The sequence below is a fragment of the Paenibacillus sp. J22P169 genome (assembly GCF_059691995.1).
The window spans coordinates 469,272-488,139 of sequence record NZ_JCAUAO010000004.1 but is presented as its reverse complement, the minus strand read 5'-3'; the positions used below and the strand labels follow the sequence as shown (position 1 = coordinate 488,139).

17 protein-coding genes and 1 tRNA gene are annotated in these 18,868 nt (G+C 45.5%); 5 read left to right on the top strand and 13 right to left on the bottom strand.

All coding sequences use genetic code 11. The annotated features are described in order from the left end of the window. Positions 1–35: 35 nt before the first annotated feature. The 5 genes from AC58QG_RS22400 to AC58QG_RS22380 are packed head-to-tail and all read right to left on the bottom strand — an operon-like array spanning position 36 to position 3,757. On the bottom strand, positions 36–1,139 hold the full coding sequence (locus AC58QG_RS22400) for a GNAT family N-acetyltransferase (protein WP_497364326.1): 1,104 nt from the start codon (positions 1,137–1,139) through the stop codon (positions 36–38). After that, the gene (locus tag AC58QG_RS22395) at positions 1,124–1,462 is read right to left on the bottom strand and encodes a DMT family transporter (protein WP_497364325.1); all 339 of its coding nucleotides are present in this window, start codon (positions 1,460–1,462) and stop codon (positions 1,124–1,126) included. Before AC58QG_RS22395 ends, AC58QG_RS22400 begins: the two co-directional genes overlap by 16 nt. Continuing rightward, positions 1,456–1,860 (bottom strand): DUF2304 domain-containing protein, encoded by a 405-nt coding sequence (locus AC58QG_RS22390; protein ID WP_497364324.1) that lies wholly within the window; start codon positions 1,858–1,860, stop codon positions 1,456–1,458. Before AC58QG_RS22390 ends, AC58QG_RS22395 begins: the two co-directional genes overlap by 7 nt. 2 nt (positions 1,861–1,862) lie before the next feature. After that, positions 1,863–2,579: a glycosyltransferase family 2 protein gene (locus AC58QG_RS22385; RefSeq protein ID WP_497364323.1), complete on the bottom strand. Its 717-nt coding sequence runs from the start codon at positions 2,577–2,579 to the stop codon at positions 1,863–1,865. Beyond that, positions 2,552–3,757, bottom strand: a complete 1,206-nt coding sequence (locus AC58QG_RS22380) for a glycosyltransferase family 39 protein (RefSeq protein WP_497364322.1) — start codon at positions 3,755–3,757, stop codon at positions 2,552–2,554. The genes AC58QG_RS22385 and AC58QG_RS22380 overlap by 28 nt, the downstream gene beginning before the upstream one ends. 417 nt (positions 3,758–4,174) lie before the next feature. On the opposite strand from AC58QG_RS22380, the gene AC58QG_RS22375 reads away from it, so the two are divergent. Continuing rightward, positions 4,175–4,324: a hypothetical protein gene (locus AC58QG_RS22375; RefSeq protein WP_497364321.1), complete on the top strand. Its 150-nt coding sequence runs from the start codon at positions 4,175–4,177 to the stop codon at positions 4,322–4,324. A 61-nt stretch (positions 4,325–4,385) separates the two neighbouring features. On the opposite strand, the gene AC58QG_RS22370 is transcribed toward AC58QG_RS22375, so the two are convergent. From AC58QG_RS22370 to AC58QG_RS22355, 4 genes are all read right to left on the bottom strand, one after another. After that, positions 4,386–6,095 (bottom strand): copper resistance CopC/CopD family protein, encoded by a 1,710-nt coding sequence (locus AC58QG_RS22370; RefSeq protein WP_497364320.1) that lies wholly within the window; start codon positions 6,093–6,095, stop codon positions 4,386–4,388. Positions 6,096–6,178: 83 nt separating this feature from the next. Beyond that, positions 6,179–7,237, bottom strand: coding sequence for a DUF4198 domain-containing protein (locus AC58QG_RS22365; protein ID WP_497364319.1), 1,059 nt, complete (start codon positions 7,235–7,237; stop codon positions 6,179–6,181). Positions 7,238–7,269: 32 nt separating this feature from the next. Next, positions 7,270–9,012, bottom strand: a complete 1,743-nt coding sequence (locus tag AC58QG_RS22360; protein ID WP_497364318.1) for a stalk domain-containing protein — start codon at positions 9,010–9,012, stop codon at positions 7,270–7,272. 73 nt (positions 9,013–9,085) lie between these two features. Next, positions 9,086–10,390, bottom strand: a complete 1,305-nt coding sequence (locus AC58QG_RS22355) for a plastocyanin/azurin family copper-binding protein (protein WP_497364317.1) — start codon at positions 10,388–10,390, stop codon at positions 9,086–9,088. Positions 10,391–10,924: 534 nt separating this feature from the next. On the opposite strand from AC58QG_RS22355, the gene AC58QG_RS22350 reads away from it, so the two are divergent. Together AC58QG_RS22350 and AC58QG_RS22345 are read left to right on the top strand one after the other, a co-directional pair. Continuing rightward, positions 10,925–11,968 (top strand): eCIS core domain-containing protein, encoded by a 1,044-nt coding sequence (locus AC58QG_RS22350; RefSeq protein WP_497364316.1) that lies wholly within the window; start codon positions 10,925–10,927, stop codon positions 11,966–11,968. Positions 11,969–11,980: 12 nt separating this feature from the next. Further along, positions 11,981–12,403, top strand: a complete 423-nt coding sequence (locus AC58QG_RS22345; protein ID WP_497364315.1) for a hypothetical protein — start codon at positions 11,981–11,983, stop codon at positions 12,401–12,403. Between the two features lie 301 nt (positions 12,404–12,704). Here the strand turns inward: AC58QG_RS22345 and AC58QG_RS22340 are convergent, their stop codons facing one another. The 4 genes from AC58QG_RS22340 to AC58QG_RS22325 all read right to left on the bottom strand — a co-directional run bounded on the left by AC58QG_RS22340 (position 12,705) and on the right by AC58QG_RS22325 (position 16,552). Next, positions 12,705–13,931 carry an RtcB family protein gene (locus AC58QG_RS22340; protein ID WP_497364314.1) on the bottom strand — a complete coding sequence of 409 codons (1,227 nt, stop codon included), beginning with the start codon at positions 13,929–13,931 and terminating at the stop codon, positions 12,705–12,707. A gap of 34 nt (positions 13,932–13,965) precedes the next feature. After that, the gene (locus AC58QG_RS22335) at positions 13,966–14,748 is read right to left on the bottom strand and encodes a nucleotidyltransferase domain-containing protein (protein WP_497364313.1); all 783 of its coding nucleotides are present in this window, start codon (positions 14,746–14,748) and stop codon (positions 13,966–13,968) included. Between the two features lie 31 nt (positions 14,749–14,779). Continuing rightward, on the bottom strand, positions 14,780–16,279 hold the full coding sequence (locus tag AC58QG_RS22330) for a TROVE domain-containing protein (protein WP_497364312.1): 1,500 nt from the start codon (positions 16,277–16,279) through the stop codon (positions 14,780–14,782). Positions 16,280–16,494: 215 nt separating this feature from the next. Beyond that, positions 16,495–16,552 (bottom strand) — tRNA-OTHER (locus AC58QG_RS22325). Between the two features lie 182 nt (positions 16,553–16,734). On the opposite strand from AC58QG_RS22325, the gene AC58QG_RS22320 reads away from it, so the two are divergent. Both AC58QG_RS22320 and AC58QG_RS22315 read left to right on the top strand, forming a co-directional pair. Beyond that, on the top strand, positions 16,735–18,045 hold the full coding sequence (locus AC58QG_RS22320; RefSeq protein ID WP_497364311.1) for a helix-turn-helix transcriptional regulator: 1,311 nt from the start codon (positions 16,735–16,737) through the stop codon (positions 18,043–18,045). Further along, positions 18,032–18,862 (top strand): WYL domain-containing protein, encoded by an 831-nt coding sequence (locus AC58QG_RS22315; protein WP_497364310.1) that lies wholly within the window; start codon positions 18,032–18,034, stop codon positions 18,860–18,862. Before AC58QG_RS22320 ends, AC58QG_RS22315 begins: the two co-directional genes overlap by 14 nt. The last annotated feature ends 6 nt before the right edge of the window (positions 18,863–18,868 follow it).

Below are 18,868 nucleotides of genomic sequence, written 5' to 3'. Positions count from 1 at the left end.
TTCCCCCGATTTAGTTGACAAATATAGTGTATACGTTACGGCAAAAGATACTTAATGAGCTGCTTACCAATCGGCTCTGTCACAAAGTTAGGCATGACCTTCCAGAGCTCTATGAAGAACCGAAGCTTCTCTTTATCCGGAGGCCCCTCCGCCTTATTTGCGCTGCCCATGACGAAATACGTGAGCTGCTCGGCCTTGGCCCCCCACTGTTCTTTGTACTTATACGTTCCAGAACCTGTCTGTGAACGACCAAGATCCAGCTGTTTTAACCCACTTCTTATTCCAAATTTCACGGCTTCCCAGTACATAAAGTTATTCAAATATTTATGATTATACGTCGTCAGATTCGCACCATACGGATAATACAGCGTCGAATTCCCTGGACTTATGAGGAGCAGCATGCCGCCCGCTATCTCACCGCTATCTACGTCAATAACAGTAAGCAGCTCCGCGTGATCAGGTAAATAGTCGAAGAATCTTTGGAAAAAGCGAATATCCTGCGCGGGTGAACCCAACTGCTTCATACGCCGAACATACACCTGATGAAATCCTTCCAAATTCCCCTTATCATAAGAAGCCGTGAACCAGTTGTTCTTGTAGACCTTCCGGATATGGTTTCTATTATTGCGAGTGGAGAGGGATAGCACCTCATCTTCATTCGTTAGTGGCAACACAAACGTGTGATTGGTGAGGTTTATTTGACCCGAAGTTACATCCAATTGACCAAGCAAGTGTGGTACCTGCTTTTCATGGCTAACGTGTGTCCCGTTCTTAAATCTTAACTCGATGTAGCTCAGACGGTATTTCGCCTTAAGTTCCGCTACCGCACCTAGCGCAAAGTGAGTTGCCTCCTCATTGCAGGCACAAACGTCCGTATAATTGACGAAAGGAAGTGCAACGCCTACCTTTTGGAGTCCTAAGTTGCGACCACGAATCAATGGAATTAAGGCGCATATATGGTCATTGCGATCAACAACCGCATGATATAAGCATTGATAACCAAACGTATCAAGTAGAATTTGTCTAAATGCTATCGTATGGTAAACCGTCCCCTGAGAACCTGCAAGCCTGTCCCAGTCTTCCTTCATGTCTTCGGTATATGGCACACAACGGTACATGCGGACTATCCTTTCAACCATAAAATGACACCAATCATAATAAACACACATCCAGCCCACTTCATGGCGCTAATTTGTTCATGGAAAATCATGATCGAAACTAGAATCATAAATATATATTGAATGCTCGACACGAAAGTCACATAGCTAAGATCAAATTGGGACAAGCAATAGATCCAGATGAATGCAGCCAGCGCATAAAAGGCAAAGCCCGTCACAATTAACGGTGTCGTCATGTAACCTAGGGCAATAGCCATAATTCCGCCTTCAAAATTGACAGCTCGACCACCTAATTTAAGCAAGGTACTGGCCACAACCGTCATGAGTACACTGGCAACTAGCATGATGTATTTGATGATTTTTCCTCCTCGTTGCTTTTCTTCTCAAGCTCTTCTAACCTCAGTTTCGTCAATCCCAGTTCCTGCGTAAGTGCTTTATTGTGTAGCTTTAAGCCCGAAATGCTAATACTCGTATTCAGCAGGAGCAGATAGGCAGAGGCAATCAAAATGGCGAAAAAAGCAGACGGCGCATAGTCGATACCTAGTAGTCTAGAAAACCACTCCATTAAATCCGTAAACATAGACATAATCAACGTAAATATGCCAATCAGAAACCATACAAGTGCATACTTCTCTCTAAGTCTTCTAGCTCTAACCATCATAAATACGGTGCTAATTAGAATAAAACTGAAGACCACGCCCATTAATTGCACACTATATAGATGATGCTCACTCGTTAACATACCTACCACCTCGTCCTTGTCCTTGTATAGGAGAATAAGATAGACATAATTACCTTCGTCATATAGTAGGGACTTTTGATCGGGGTAATCGATGAGACACCGTGCTCACGCTCTCTCATTTCAACTCCAATTTCACCGATTCGAAGCCCATGTTTGCTAAGCAGAATAATGGCATCTGGCTCCGGATAATCGTCTGGATAGAATTGGCTTAACAGCTCTATGCTCTTGCGATTATACATACGAAAGCCTGAGGTCCCGTCTGTTATCTTCGTCTGGATTAATAGTCGAAATAAATAATAGAACACTTTAATCCCCAGTCGTCTTGACCATGTCGTTTGAAACGATTTGATATCTAGAAACCTAGAGCCGATAACCATATCGCACCCTGTTTGCATCATAAACGCAAATAGCTTGCTTACCTCGCTGGGAAGGTGCTGGCCATCGCCGTCGATTTGAACCATATACGAATAACCATTAGCGTGGGCATATTTGAAGCCCGTTTGCACCGCGCCGCCAATCCCTAAATTAAAAGGGAGATCCACGACTTTGACGCCTCCGCCAGCTTGTTTGGCTATGGCCGATGTATTGTCCTTGGAACAATCATTAATGACAAGAATATCGCAGTGCGGAAGATTCTCTCGCACATCCCGGATGACTTTTAAGATATTGTTTTGCTCATTATAGGCCGGGATTACAATGAGTGCTTGTTGTTGTTCCATTGACACAGCCTCCCCCAAAGTTTGTTGGTTATGATTAGGATTAAGCTGATCAATCTTTCGGCCCCATACCCACAGACGATACATATAAAGGGCAACGCAGGAAGCTTATAGCGATACATACTATCCAAGAACAGCACCATACAAAAAATAAATATAGACAAGATAACTAACCAAACAATCGATGCTTTTCTGAATATGCGGGTCGTTATTGCAGCATAGGTTCCGTATAGAAATAGAAGTAATGGGATGATATCCTTGCCAAACTTAATCAACCCCGCCACACTCCGAATATCCGTCTTCCATACCCACCAGCCGATAAAAGCTATAGCCCTTCTGCCATATAACAGCAGCACATGATCCCAATTATGAATCAGAAAGCTGAGGATCAAGCTGCCAAATATATCAATTCGATAATCAGGACGATAGGCATAGTCATGACCTGAAGGGTTATCATAGATCCAACCTTTGGCGTAAATGTTATATAAAACTAACTTCGCATTGTATTGTAGTGAGGCTATAAATGGATCGAATTTGTGACCCAAAGCAAGATAGCAAACCGTTGCGAGGATAAAAAGTAAAGCGCATACAAATATATATCTGTACCGTTTAAGATAATGAATAGTTGAATGTCTGTTCAGGTTTATTACGATATACAGCAAAATAAAAGCAAGTGTCAGGACACCTGTTGGCCTGAATACAAGCATCACGATCGAGGAAATGACGAACAGCGAAGTAACGAATTTCTTTTTGCTCTCCAGCATTTTAAGAAGAAGTAAGACATTGAGCAGCACTAAATTCATGAAAAGACTATCTGAAAGAATGTACATCGACCAAATCATCATGTGCCATGAAGTGGCGTAGAAGTACGAGGCTATAATCGCGGTTATGCGGTTAAATAATCGAAGTGTGATGAAATACACGAGGACCACACACAACGCAGTCGTTACGGCCTGTATAAAAATAACCGTTTGCTCATCCTTAAACACACCGATCAGCACCGTGAGGATGAGGTTATAGCCCATATAGAGAAGATCATTCATATGTAAGCCAATTTTGAAATCTGCTAACAAGGAGTGGGCGTAGTTCAGATACCACTGTGAGTCTTCCGCTTTCGGAAGTCCCTGATCTGAATGCAAGATATAAAAGTAGTACTGCAAGACATGCTTTAGGGAAAGCACGACAAGGGGGAGGAGGTATATCCAGTTGCAATTCTTGTATTTGTGATAGATCTGATACACTCCGCTAACAACTCCATATCTGTAATTATAATTGTGAACGAATTGTAAAAAAAGTGTGATTAAAATGTGATTCAATTGTGAAAACAACTAGATTTTCGACACTCCCTGCTAAATTCCTGCTTCTTTTGAACTATTTCGAAAACTATTTATGTGAGCTAAAAAGAAGGTAGCCTTTTGGGATATTTCGTATCGTTGGAATATCTAATAGAACACGATAAACCCCTCTCACAAGGGGTTCTCCATCCAACCTATTCATGATCCGGATACACCACATCAACGCCCATTTATTTATTGTTTAATCCCCAAAAAAATGATACGCTATTTCTGTATGATATACTTTACAAGGAGGTCGTAAGGATGAAAAATGAACAAGAAAAGCCTATGTATTATGATGGAAGTGGTACGATTCAATTTACTCAGAAAGCGCCAAATTCCAATGATATCGTTATTAAACCTGTAGGCGTGAAAATTGAACACGTTCAAATCCCTTATTTTCCCTACCAATAAAATGATGAAGGGGCGACTTGCGCCCCTCTCCTTCAATCTTCCTCGTTCCTATCCTCGTTTTTCACATTTCAGGCGGAGCTGTTGTTGAAAGCATGCCAGCAAGCACAAAAATTAATATAGCTAGCACAATTTCCAGACGAACTCCCCAGATAAATCTTTTGAATACAATCGTGTAAGCAACCGTGTTCCCCAGTAACATAGCGTTCAATTGAGGCATCAGTATCAATCGGTGAAATCCTGCAATCATCATAATGACGACAAATGCCGATGATTTAGCCAGCACGAGTTGGCCATAGTCACTCTGAAATAGTGCTTCCCAACTTTTTAGCCGAAACAAAGAAAGTATAATTCCACTAATAGATACGACACCCATCGCCGGGAGTGCAAATGAGGAGAATCGCCAAATCAGTCTATTCAATGCGATAAAATTGTCGAGTGTATGATCTCGTTTATTTGTTGCGGCCCATATTCCGGTTAATCCTCCGAACCAAATTGCAGCGGCAATCATATGCAGTCCATGTGTCAAAATGCCGTACCCAACACCAGATACAGAAGCATAAGCATGTCCGGTCAACGGAAACGTGACAATGAGTAGAATGGCTAATGTTGCTTTCAAAAAGAAGATCCTGCGTTCATCCCTTGTCGGGATGAAGGTTAAAACAAGCATCCAACCTACTAAAGCAGGTCTGATCCACGAAGTCATACCGATCATCGTTGAGGGAATGATGGTTCGCAAGTTGTTCCATACACTTTTCATTCCACCCCCGCTCAATTGATCCGCCAGTATCCAAACATGCGAAGCCCCCGACAATAACAAAAGAACCAGGGCGATGACATAGATCCGACGCTCATTACTTTGTGAACGTATGTCCCTTGTTTCCTTCTGAGGAAATTCCCAACTAATAAATTTAAAGAACAGTGCACCTGCTAGGACAATCGTTGCCAGCACCTCTAAAATCCGCAGTAAATGATAGATGTTAGTTTGCCAAGTTTCGGGCTGCTGTACAACTGACTCCATCTCTATTTCACGCTCTGCAGTCTCCTTCATCTTCCCATCTTCGGATTCCGGTGATATCTCAAGAACTGGTGGTGAATCCTGAACACTTTCCAAATGAATAGGATTTTCTGTGCTAGAAGCAGTAATCCCGATATTTATTATTTCGTTCTTTGCCTGGGCATCATTTGGCAGAGGCGTTGGCGGTTGACTGGGAGTCGATTGTGGTTGAGGCGATGAAAGAGCTGGCTTCTCAATTTCCGGCTTTGTTTCTGGCTTTACTTCGGGCTTTACTTCTGACTTTACTACAGGCTTTTCTTCGAGCTTTATCTCCGGCGTTGACTCCGCTTTAATAGGCGCTGTACTTGGCTCTGATGAGGGCACGGCCATCTCGAGTGAAATGGTTTCACTCGGCTTCTCTTTGTTTATCGGAACCGAAATGGAGAAGCGAAAAGAGCCTTCAGTCACATGCGTATCGGCAGACAGGACTTGCCACTTCACCTTATAGATCCCATCATCCAGCTTCGGGATTGTATAGATTAACCATCTATTGTCTGCAGCACTTAACTTGCCGCCAATTATTTTCCCATTCCGATCCTCGATTGTAATTTGACTCAGCTTCACATTAACCTCTTCCGTAAACTGAATACGGATTTCAGGAGGTGACTCCTTCAGAACTGCATCTTGCAACGGAGTAGATCGCTCCATACTGGCATGAGCACTTACTTGAGAGGGCAGGCCAATTAATACAACGAGCAGACATACAGCAAGTCTCATCCATGGGAACCTCAATAAAGTCACTTCCTTCTAAAACAAACAGAGCCGCATGATTTGAAATGATGGGCTCTGTCTGTATGGTTCTACAGTTTGGTGTAAATCAATACCGCTGCTCGAGATTCCCCTACTGCTGGCAAATATTCGACGATTGCTCCCAAGCTCTCCGCTGCGGCTCGAAGTCCGACTACCCCCTCTTGGTTAAAGGCTGTATCCACATGTTTTTGCAGAAACGAAGCATTAGCATAAGTCACACCCTCTTGGGCGAAAATATCGTCCCCTCCAACTAATTTCCCATTTACATAAACATGAGGAATCGGATTTACCTGACCCAAAGGTAAATGAACAGAACCATTCTGCACCCGATATGTCATCGTTAGCGAATAACTTACTTTAGCGTACTCGCCCACCTTGCTCTCGTCTGTGGTAATAGAGGCTCTCAGTAAATAGTCATCTGCTGGCCCTGTCTGAAAAGTAACCAAGCCATTCGCATCAGTTTGAAAGATCTGAGCCTCCGAATTGCTTCGACGAATGAGAGATACTTCCGTATTCTCTACGGGTTTCCCCTTCATAAGAAGCTGGACAGCAACCCTTTCATTTGGTGTAACAGCGGCCGGGTTAAACTGGGGTACAAATTCAGCACGGTCCAGATTGATAGGCTTAGCGAATCCGTGCAATGCTTCCACGCGGTCGAGCGTCGGAAGGTCGCTTATGGCCACAAATGACTTGGCACTTCGGAGGGATCGGCTAGCCGCTGTCGTGTTCACACTGTCTGCTTCCGCCGTAATAATATAAGCTCCGGGTGCAGAAGATGTGAAGCTGGCGATAAAGCCGTTATTAACTGCTGGCTCTTTGTCCGTAGCTGCTTCGCCTGTGTAGTAGCGCGTGGCTGTAATATCTACCTTTTTACCTGCAGGCGTCGTTACATAGACCTTCGAGGTATCTGGGCTCCACTGACCAGCGATCCGATAGCTCTTATGCTCATTCGAGTGATTGCCAAGCAACAGTTCCACATAGGATACTTCGCCCTGAGCCACAATTGGAGCATTAGTTTGAGACCAACCATCATGGGCAAACACATGTGAGGTCAAACTGAAGGTGAGCGCTGTAGTGAGCGCGATGACTGCTATTTTTTTCATGCGCATGCGTAGTAAAGCCTCCATTACGTTAGAAAGTGTTATTCGACAACCACTGTTGCTTGCATGCTTGGATGGGTGGAACAGTAATAGATATAGGTACCAGCCCGAGTAAAGGTATAACTCCACTTATCACCAGGAACAATATTTCGGCTATCAAATTGAACATCAAGATCTGTAACCGTATGAATTTGCGTATCCTTGTTGATCCAGGTCACTCTAGTACCTGCTTTCACCTTAAGCTCCTTGATCGAAAAGGCCGCTTGCGTGATCGTCACGAGCTGCTCTCCTGCTTGTGTTGTAGAGGATAAATCCTCAGACGTTGGTACGTGTGCTCCCATATCCATGTTCATACCCGCATGCATATCCATTTCATGTTTATCCGGATCATACAAGAGAGTGACATTTCCCGTTGTTGGATCGTATCTAACTTTTGCCCCAAGGTTCTCAGAGACAAATCTGAGCGGAACCATACTGAATCCGTTTTGGTTAATTGGCGGCTGATCCAAGGTAAGTTCTTTCCCATTTATGACGACTTTGGTGCGCTCAATCCACAGTTGAATTCGGGTAGCTTTGGTCGTATATACAACTGATTTCTCCTCATCGATCCAGCGAATCTCGGCTCCTAGCTGATTCCCAATAAACCTAAGCGGAACATATGTCGTGTTGTCGATCAACTGTGGCGGAACATCCAATGGCGTCAGTTGTCCGTTCACCTGAACATTCGTATCTCCGGCATGCAAAACGATCGATTTACTCGCAGCAGAAGCGATGCTGACCATTGTATGCAACCCGCCAGGATACACGCCATTATTCGTATTATCTACGATGTTATGACTGTGGAAGGGGAAATCGCCGTCCTGTGTGAAGGTAACTAGCAAGTCATACCTTTCCGCTGGGCCGATATTAATCGTATCCTTATCCAAATAAGCTGGTAACGGTCTCCCATCAGAAGCAATGACTTGAAAATGATGACCATGCAAATGCAAAGCATGCGCCTGATAGCCCGAGTTAATTACACGAACTAGGATCGTTTCTCCAACTTTGCCCTCAATTAAGGTTGTAGGATCCGCCTCTGTATCTGGAAAAGCCTTTCCGTTGATTGTCCAGTAACGGGGATGGAAATCAGTACGATCATAGGTCGTGCCCGTTTCCACGGCTTTGTGCCAAACAGGGTCAATTTCATTCATAACAAACGTATATTCTTTGTCATAGGCTGGTCCGCCAGTCCATGCTTGATTTGCTCCGTCTTTTGCCTTCACAATAAATGCACCGTGCATGCCCATCTGCAAATGTTCCACGGTATCCACATGACAGTGATAAAAATAAGTGCCGGCATGATCTGCCATAAAATGATAAGTAAAGCTATCGCCCACCAAAATATCTGTGGAGGTATGCGGTACCCCGTCATTGGCTTGATCTGTGTCGAGTCCATGAAAATGGATCGTATGTGCTAACCGCTTTATGCCCGTCTTTTTCGGCCCGATGTTGGTTAACGTAACTTCTACCTGATCCCCTTCATTCACAACTAAAGTTGGTGCAGGATATACGGCAGTACCTTGTTCGTTCTTTAGACTGTATCCCCAGACATACACCTGCGTTTGGTCGGGTAACGTTAAATAACCGTCTGTCGCATACAAATGGAACTTCTTGACTGTCACAGCACCCTCAGCCTTAGCGAACTGGGATTGGACATATAGAAGGCCAGTTAACATAATAATCGCTGCGAAAAGTAAGGGAAGACATGCTCGGTGCAGCCACCTATTCGAACCTATCGTATTCATCGCTTGCAGTCCTCCTGGCAAAAAGCATGAGAGAAGCAGCAACGCTTCTCTCATGCCCTTCATGGATAATCAATTATTTAATTGTAACTGTGGCTAATTTCAATGCTTCGTTCCAGCTATAGCTGCCACCAAGCAGGCTGACCATGTCTTGAATCGCAGCATAACTACGACCGTCAATTACTTGTGGGGCAAGATCGGAGAAGAACTGTTTACCGTTGACGATAAGCTTAACGCCTGATGTAGGTACTAGCTGTGCAGGCAGGTCATGTGTGCCTCCGATGTTAACAACCACGGCATGCAGATTATCGTTCCACACCGTAGTCCCGCCTAAAGCTTCGATCACTGGAACAATCGCTGCATAGGCATGATTATGATACAGCTGCGCCGAAGCCGTAGTGAATGGCTTGCCGTTCACCATAAGCTTAACTGCACCTTTTGGCGCTACAACAATTGTACCTGTCATTTTGCTGCCAGAGTGCAGGTAACATTCATAGACATAACTGCCCGCTTTGGTAAATGTCAGTGTGTATGACTTTTGCGCCATGAGCATGCCAGAATTGGTAAACCCGGTTCCATCGAATTTATCTCCTCCAACAGGAGCCATGAATGCGGGATTCATATCTCCCATCGGTCCGAAAAAGCTGAGATCATCCGGTTTATTAAAGGTGATGAAATGGGGTTCATACAAATTGTCGTTCATCCATTCCACGGAGTCGCCTTCATTGATGTACAGTGTTTCCGGCATCATGGTATTCAAAGAAAAACCGCGATGCCCCATCCCTGCATCCACCATGTACATGGTGCTGCCATCAGCGTGCTTCATATAATTTGCATCCATATTGGTATGTTTTAGTGCCTCCACCTGTGCCAATAAATCATCAACATCGGACTTAACACCAGCCATCTGTTCGATTAGATTTGGAATTGCAGCACCTGCTGGGAGAACAACAACCGTCCCCGTCATCAGCGGATGCAGAATACAAGCATAACCATATGCTCCAGCTTTCGTAAATGTAATCGAATAATCTTGACCCGGTGTCATCAAGCCTGAGTTGATTAAGCTTTTCCCATCCCATTTGCTTCCGCTCGGTACGGAAGGCGCAAGTGCCTTAGGATCTTCCGGACTAAGCGGTGCTGTCCCTGCAAGAAAAGTTACTGTGTGCGGTGTGAACTTCGCACCATCCGTAAATTTAACCGTATCTCCTTCATGAATGTAAATGACTTTCGGAAACATCGAATCCAAAGATGTCTGATCCTGCTCCTTTCCTACGGAAACGTTCCACGATTGTGGAGCGGCACTATCCGCCGCAAAAGCCGTTCCGAACGAAGTGAGCATTAAAGCAGAAGATAGCAATAAAGCCAATACCTTTTTGCGCATTCAACGATTCTCCTCACCAAATAATTATTATGTAATCCATACTTGGATAACACCAGATACCGTGAAAATTTAAGATTGTAGTATTGACCATACTGTCCGATACAAATTGTATCAGAACATTCTGCCGTCTTCAATAGAATTGTATGGCAAAACTTACAGCTCACTCCATAAAGTTTTGATAAAAGTTCGTCGTTCCGCTGGCCGACAAAATGTTCTATCCAACTTGTTTGATGACAAAAAGAGACTTTTCCAAAAGGTCATTTTCATCGCCCCCGCTTATCTAGCAAATTTGAGATTGGCCATTTCGCTATCTCTTAACCCAATTGTAATCGTTTCATTTTGCGCTTTCCGCTCCAAATAATTGACTTTGCTCACTTATTTGCATCACTTTCGCAGGCTGCTTAAGTATCTTGGAAGGAATAAACACAACTTTAGAACTGTTGTCCAATGGTAACATTTACCTTAAAATAATAAGGAAACTAAAGGAAATTTGTTGAAAGTTAGGTAATTTAATTAGGGTGGTGCATTGTATTCATGAGTTATCAATCACATGTGAAAAATAACCAATCGTCAGAACCACACGATAAGCAGACCACATCTAACAGCTCGGCTAAACAGAATGGAACAGCGGATCGGATGTCCCCTTTTTCAACTTCACATATCGCACAACTACAGAGAACCATCGGAAATCGCGCCGTCGCTCAATTATTTAGATCCCAATCTCTAACACCAACACTATCCGAGAAGCCCATTCAGAAAAAGGCAAATAATACGGGCATGCCCGATCAGCTCAAAGCAGGTGTTGAAAATCTATCGGGTATGTCCATGGATTCCGTTAAGGTCCATTACAATTCCGATAAACCTGCTCAGCTGCAAGCCTTAGCTTATGCGCAGGGGAATGACATCCATGTAGGACCTGGTCAAGAGCAGCATTTGCCACACGAGGCTTGGCATGTCGTCCAACAGCGTCAAGGCAGAGTGGCCCCAACGCAGCAAGCCGGGGGCGTCGCCATTAATGATGATCACGGATTAGAATCCGAAGCCGATCAAATGGGAGCGAAAGCATCTGATTTGGGTGGAGAACGTATGCAAATGAAGAGATCGGACAACGATAGTTTAGTAAGTGGAGAAGCATCAGCCTCTTCGGATACGATTCAAAAGGTAGCTGCCACCCTGTATGATGGATTGGATGCCAATGATCCGAGTACGTATGATGTCGGTGGTGGGCATTCCTATGCCGATCACGGGGCGCATACCACGGAAGAACAACAACGCGAGCGGCTGAAAAGCGGTACCGCGCCTTCAGGTCGTGTGAGTAAAGTGCCAACGGGCAAAGCCGCTTCGAAATTCGTTTCGGATGATAAGCATAAGGCGGCCTTCACCAGTGCTTACAGTGCTTTAGTGTCCAAAAACGCACCGAAGCAAAAGCTCGTCGGCATGGGTACCGTGATCAGCGTACCAGGTGCAGGCGTCGGCTATCTCCGCGATGGCACAGAGGTCACCTGCGATCAGGTCCAATTAGATATTCAGCCAGACGATGGCAAATTGAAAATCAATACGATGTTTCCAGTAAGCTAGGAGGATGAGGGCATGGGTTCATCAGAACGGAATAAATTGAGTCAGCTCTTGGATGAGCTAACTATAGCATTGACTGCCGACGGGTCGCAGAAGATTAATAAGCAAGCTTTGGCGGAGCACATTGCGGATAACGAGCTTGATGAAGCAGGGGCTGCTCCTTCTTGGCTTATTGATCTCCTCACCTCGGTGAACGATAGAAAGGTCACAGGTCATTGGGTTGATTTCAAGCGGGATTCCGGCGATGACACGAATGTCTTCGATTTCATCCGGCACTTGCATGACGTGCTCCCGATCCAATACGAGAACAATGAGGAGAGCTGGTTGTTAACCTTTCCGCAGCTCCAGCTGGAAGCATGTATTTCGTTGGAGGGTTCTTGCTACAAGGTGAGCGGCATTGGCGATACGTGGGAACTAGAGGATGCGTTGAATAAGTAAAAAAGGCAGTCCCCCAAGTAGATATCTACTTGGGGGACTGCCTTTTTTTGAGAATAATTTACCTTTTCCACCGCGTTCTCCCTTGGCTCCGACTGTAAGCTTGTTTTTCATCACTACAGACGGCAGTTTGCGATTTCCCGACGCTGTAGTGGTGTTTTTCAACGTTACAGCATTAAATTCGGCCGATTACTTCCTGGCCTCCCTCTTTAAGCGTGTTTCCCATCACTACAGAGGCCATTTGGCGCTTTTCCGCAGCTGTAGTGATGTTTTTCAACGTTACAGCATGCCGCTTCTTCCCCTCTTAATCCTTATACGGATCAAACTCATCCGCCCCTGCCATACAAACACCGATTGGCTTCAACACGTGCAGAACTTCAATCGTCTCCTCATGCGCGCCCAGCACATCTTCCAGCTTCCGATAGACAAACGGACTTTCGTCCGTACCTGCTCCACGGAGCTCAACGCCGTAATCGTTGACCGCATCCATCATGCGATCTGGTGAAATTTGTCCGCCGCTTCGGGTGCGGGTTCTCCAGTTCATTTTGCCAGCTGCTTGCGTCCGACTCATAACCCTGCCAGCGCCATGCACCGTGCTGTAGAAAGCATCCCTATTCTCATCGGTATCTTTCCCTCTGACGATCACGGAAATATCGCACATGCTTCCCCCGATAAATCCCAGTTGCCCAGGTGCAGAAGGCGTTGCCCCTTTACGAACAACAACCGTCTCTTGACCATTATGAACCTCTTTCCACGCAAAATTATGATGATTATGCACCGCAAAATCAGCTTCTGCTCCTAAAATAGTCAACACTTGCTCCATCACATAATCTCGCCCCGCATAGGCATACCGCCCTGCCAACTTCATGGCTCTGTAGTACATGTCTCCCAGTTCACTCGACAAATCCAAAAGAATCGGCGGTTGATCCATCTTCTCACCTGGGGCGTTACCCAGAAATTCGCGGCCTGCCGTCAGATTGATGAAACCGCTAGCCGTCTTATGACCAAACCCGCGGCTGCCAAAGTGATTCGCCACCCACACTCTCCCCGTGCTCACTTCCTCAAACACGTCCACGAAATGATTCCCGCTGCCCACCGTTCCAAGCTGATCACGTGCTAGTGCCTTTAACTTGTCATGCTCTTGTTTACCGATTGCTTTGTATACATCCCAATCTGGGTCATCGAACAAATCATGATCAACCTTTTCATTATTTACACGTCCGATACCGAAGGAAATTTTGCGTGCAATTTGATCCATCAGTCCTGCCATGCGAGGTTTAATATCCGATGCCATTAAGTTGGTTCTTACGGCTTTATTCCCACAAGCGATATCATAGCCTACACCTGATGGCGACAATTGACCATCGTATACGACAACCCCGCCTATCGGCTGGCTGTATCCTTTATGATGATCAGCCATGAGGAGCGTTTGAACGACTCTTCCTGTTTCTGAACATGTTTTTGCTTGTGACAAAGCGCCTTCATCGGGCTGCCCCCAGACGCGTACGCCGTTTATATTTTGATAGGCCATGTCGTTCAGCTCCTGTACTTGAAAATTGTAAACCCTATCCCCATACTTCCTTCAACGCTGAGCGAAACAACTCGTCGAGCTGCCGATCCTGATCACCCTCACCAGCCTGCACAGTGGATGCGGCTCGATCATAGTAGGCTATTCTCGCCTCTAAAAACTCATTAATCGGATTGATTCTTGGCTCATAATCCATCTCATCACCTGCTATTTTACGAGCAAGCAGCTCTTGAATAGCTGCCTTCAGCGGACTGCCCTCTGGTACTAAACGGTCGACAAGTACTTGAAACTCGATGGGCGGCATTGTGTTATTTCGCTCAATCCATTCACAGGCCAAAATCGGGCGCAGGACATAGAAATACTTTTTGATTTTGACATGATCACCCTGCAAGTATTCCCGATAATTCCCCTTCGCCATGTGCAGGTAGTGATGCATACAAGATTTTGGTGAAAAGGTTAATGGCGAAATACGACGGATTTGATCAGCTATCGTCAAGTTCTCCATATAACGTATAGGAGACTGTAACCACTCTAATAATGGTGGATTCGATTTACGAAACAAATTCAAAGCCTTCCTCAAGTCCCAGCCATTGATATCCAACATATCGCTGATCGGTCGCTCGATGACATCGCGATTCTCAAAAATCGATAGGTACCACTCCACAGGCCTAATATATATAAATCTTACGTCGTAATCGCTATCCTTGGACGGGAAGCCCCATGCTCGACTGCCTGATTCACAGGCATACAAGATACGGACGTCTTCTTCCTTCTCGATCCGTCTCAATTCTTCTAGGATTTGTTGATGAACATCAGACATGTGGTTCTTCCTCCTTCGGTAAATGTTACACTCAATCCTCTAACTCTATCGCTGCTACCCGCTCCACAAGTGTTGAATATCCTTGCACAGACTGCGCAATGTAGGCAAGAACCGTGTCGCTCCACCCGTAAATGTAAAAGGTTTGCGTATCCTGAACTGGAACCATCGCATGCCGGTAAGGCGCTATATCCACGATAAATGCCTTCACATCACGATTTACCTTCGAGCGATACCGCCTCAGCTCTTCGTAGAAGGAACTGCCGCTGTTTTGCTGCTCATCCGTGATGATGATGATTTGATCTACTTTCTTGTGCTCCTGAATAAGCTTCCTGACCGGTGCCCCTGTATCCGTTCCGCCGCGAGCATGAATCTGCTCTGCCTGTGTGAGGATACTATCCTTACGGGAGGGTTTGGCATCCACAACCTCTGTATCGAATAGCCAGAATAGGGAGTTTCCTTGCGTCTTTTTGTACAGGGCCAAGGCAAAAACCGAACCAATTTCCAGATACTGACCGTTCATCGAACCCGAGATATCTAGGAAAATAGCAGTACGTTCCCCAAGCTCCGGCAAATTGTCAAAAGTAAGATCCGTCGCTTCGCGCAAAGCGTCTCGCAGGTCCGCGTGCTCCACCTGGCGGAACGCCGTCGCTAATCGGAAAGGCATAATCTTGGCTTTGTGCAACGCCTGCTTGTCAGTTATCCGATTGATGACATGTTCCAAGTTCTTCTTCTCTTCCAAAACCCCAGCCCGCAACAAAGCATTCATATGACGAAGCAGTGCAAATGTCGGCATCTGATAGAGCAGCGCTTCCCACACTGCCTTCGATGGCTTGATGGCACCTGTCACGGTTTCATACGGCAGCTTACCACGTTCAATCCATTCGATCTGTTCCTTCTCCGTTGTGGAGAGCTTTAACTTCTCCAGTGCTTCCACCTGCGGCAGCAATCCTTGATTCGCCTCTTGTCCCCGTAAATAACGGAACAACGCCTGCTGCTTCAAGTCTTGTGGCTTCGGATGTGCCGTAGCTATTGCATCTCCTAGACTATACCCTCTACCATGCCCGTTATACTTGATAGCCCAATATTCAGATACGCCCGCTAAAAAGCGATTCACCTGCCGTTTCACGGCACGGCCTCCTTCTCCTCGTCCAAGCCCATTCAGAATCGTTAGAAAATCCGACAAATCAGAAGGAATACGGATGACCTGCAGAAAGATTAAGGCGAACAAGTCTGGGCGGTACTGGGACAAAATCGCAAGCCCGAACAACGGCTGTAAGCGCATGAAGCCTTCATTTCGAGCGAAAACAATGGCTTTGGCCATAAACGTCGGATTGGCATCTGCCATTTCGTGATGTAGTTGCGCAGCCTCGGTTACTAACTCATTTTGATCCGCATAAAAGGTATTGCTCATTGTATTGGTTAGAAGTGTCTGCAGATACTGCTCTTCCACAGATCGCGTGAATGCTGGATAGTTGTCTTTGTTAACCGTATTCGGTCTAAGTGAACCGAACAATTTCTTGGCTATGCTCATTTTCTTGAACCTCCTTAAATGAAACACTGGTGAGGAAAAGGCGAGATAGGTTTGCTGCAGGAGTCGAACCTGCCATAATGCCCGGGTTTTACTATTGGTCGATTAGCTCGAAGTAACCCATCTCAGCGCCTCACCAGTTGTTCTTTTGTTTGAAAATCATCGAGGAAAATGGCGGAAAGGAACGTGCTGCTCTACCACTGAGCTATTCCTCCACTTGGAGGAAGTTGGATTCGAACCAACGACATGCCGATTAAAAGTCGAAGTAACCCTTCCAGACGCCTCGATGATTGTTATCTCCAACACATTATCGTGTCGGCCTTATGACCTTATTTTCGCTTATTTCTAACCCATCGAACATGGTAAAAGTATTACGACAACAGAGAAAGTTTACCATTTCGCCCAATTCCGTCCCCTGTTACAATGGAGATATGTTGTAGATTGAACGGAGGAGTAGCGTGGCTAAGGAAAGCTTTGATAAAGAAATCCAGTTTCTACGCATGCTTGTGCTGACGAGTGGTGCCTACAACAGACAGCAGTTCTCAGAGAGACTGGGCATTTCTATCCATACCTTTGACAAGACGATTCGACGGTTAAAAGAAATCGTAAGCTCCACGTATCAGCACTTACCGCAGGAGCAGCGCAAGGAGTTCGCCGAAACGATTCGCTTCAGCTATTACGAGTCCACCGATCCGATGCTGCTATTCTTATTTCGAGCCAAGTCACTGAAGGAATCTGAATCTCAGAGAATCTCATTGCTATTAGCTGCTATGAATGAAAAGGCTTTGACAGCCATGGAACTGTTAGACATCTGTTGCACCAGTCAGTCTTCCGTTCTACCCTTGCCAGATGAGAAGACGATTCGTTCTGATCTTAAGTATTTGGAAGAAGTTGGTGTCATTGCAAGACAAGCAGGTGCTCGTCCCTATCGCTACCGCATCCAAAACGATTTGATCCACGGACTGACAGACGATGAACTGTATGATCTTTATGATTTCGTAGATATCATGGCAAACACGCAGGTACCTTCTGTTCAAGGTTATTTGCTGCGCGACGGCTTGAAAAAGCACTTTCTTCGCCAACAAACAGAGAGGCACGCCATTGAGCCTTTTTTATATAAGTATCACTATTACTCACGTATCTTAGATGAGGCGCATTTGTTCACCATCCTTAGTGCCATTCGCAACCGCCGTAAAGTTCGATTCTTATATTTTTCACCAAAGTCCGAAAAGAGCTATGCCTCCAAGAACACCAACCCGCTATTCGAGCGGGATACGAACGGAAAAGTGGAGAAAACACTCCCGCTGAAAGTGGTCTATGATCACCAGTACGGGCGGTGGTATCTACTCTCCAATGGCAGAGAAAGTGTTCGGAAGTATCGTTTAGAAGGGATTACGCAGATCGAAGAAGATGAATCTGTTGACGAGGATGTCTTTGAGAATAGAATGAACGAGCTTCAAGCGAAAATCCGGTTTAGCTGGCTGATTGACACGGGGCGAGCCGTGACGGTTCGTGCCCGATTTTACAATCCAGAAGGTTCTGCGCCTAACTTTGTTAAAGAGCGTGTTATGCTGCAAGGACAATGGGGGCAAATCGTACAGGAGGACGAGCATTCTTTTATCTATGAGATCCTGGTTAATGGGACGACAGAAATTAAGCCATGGCTGCGCAGCTTCGGGTCTAGCTGTGAAATACTCGAGCCTGTTCAATTCCGCAGGGAAATGATCGCCGAATGGAAGGAGATTCAGGCTTACTATGAATCTGTTTGAGAAGATTTTTAACTACCAGATCATTTCCCGGCTAGAGGATTCAGGTACGTTCATGGTCACTTCACACGAAAGAGCCTGGCTGAAAACGATGCTCGGGCATCCTGCGGCGGATAAGGCTTTCACTCCTGATACATTGGATAAACTGCGTACTATCCTAGCACAAGATAGGGTCATGGATACCACTGATCATCTCATTGAGAAAGCACGAAGCTTGGAGAAACAGGTCTACCACCCGCTCCTGCGATCTTTACGAAGGCTTATCACTGAAAAAAGCGGAATCCAATTATCTTACGAGATCAAAGGTGGACGCGTTCATTCGGACCAATCAGGGATGCCTTATAAATTAGAATACTCCATGGTCAAAAGGGAATGGTACCTGCTTTGGTTCCACCTTCGGCACCACACGTTCATGCGCACCAAACTGGATAAGATAGCTTCTGTCACTGCAGAGGCATTACAAACGATAGATGCAGAGAGCATCCTGGTGAAGATCAAAATGGCCCTCGACGTTCGGAAAGGCGAAGCTGTTCTTGAAGTCGTTCGTGATTACAACAGGGAGTTGTCACGTATCCTATACGCCCTCTCCAGTTTTGAAAAAGACGTTGCGTATGATACAGAGCATGATATCTATAGAGTCAGGGTAGTTATACTTGGCGACGAAACGGAGTATCTGCTTTCCAAGATCCGTTTTCTCGGCAAGCGAGTTCGTGTCATTGAGGGGGATTTTTTGAAAAGACGCATGTTGGAGTCGGCATCTAAGGCTTTGGCGCGGTATGGGGTGAGTTCGGTTGATGAGGAAAAGGAGGGAGCTATATAGAACCTT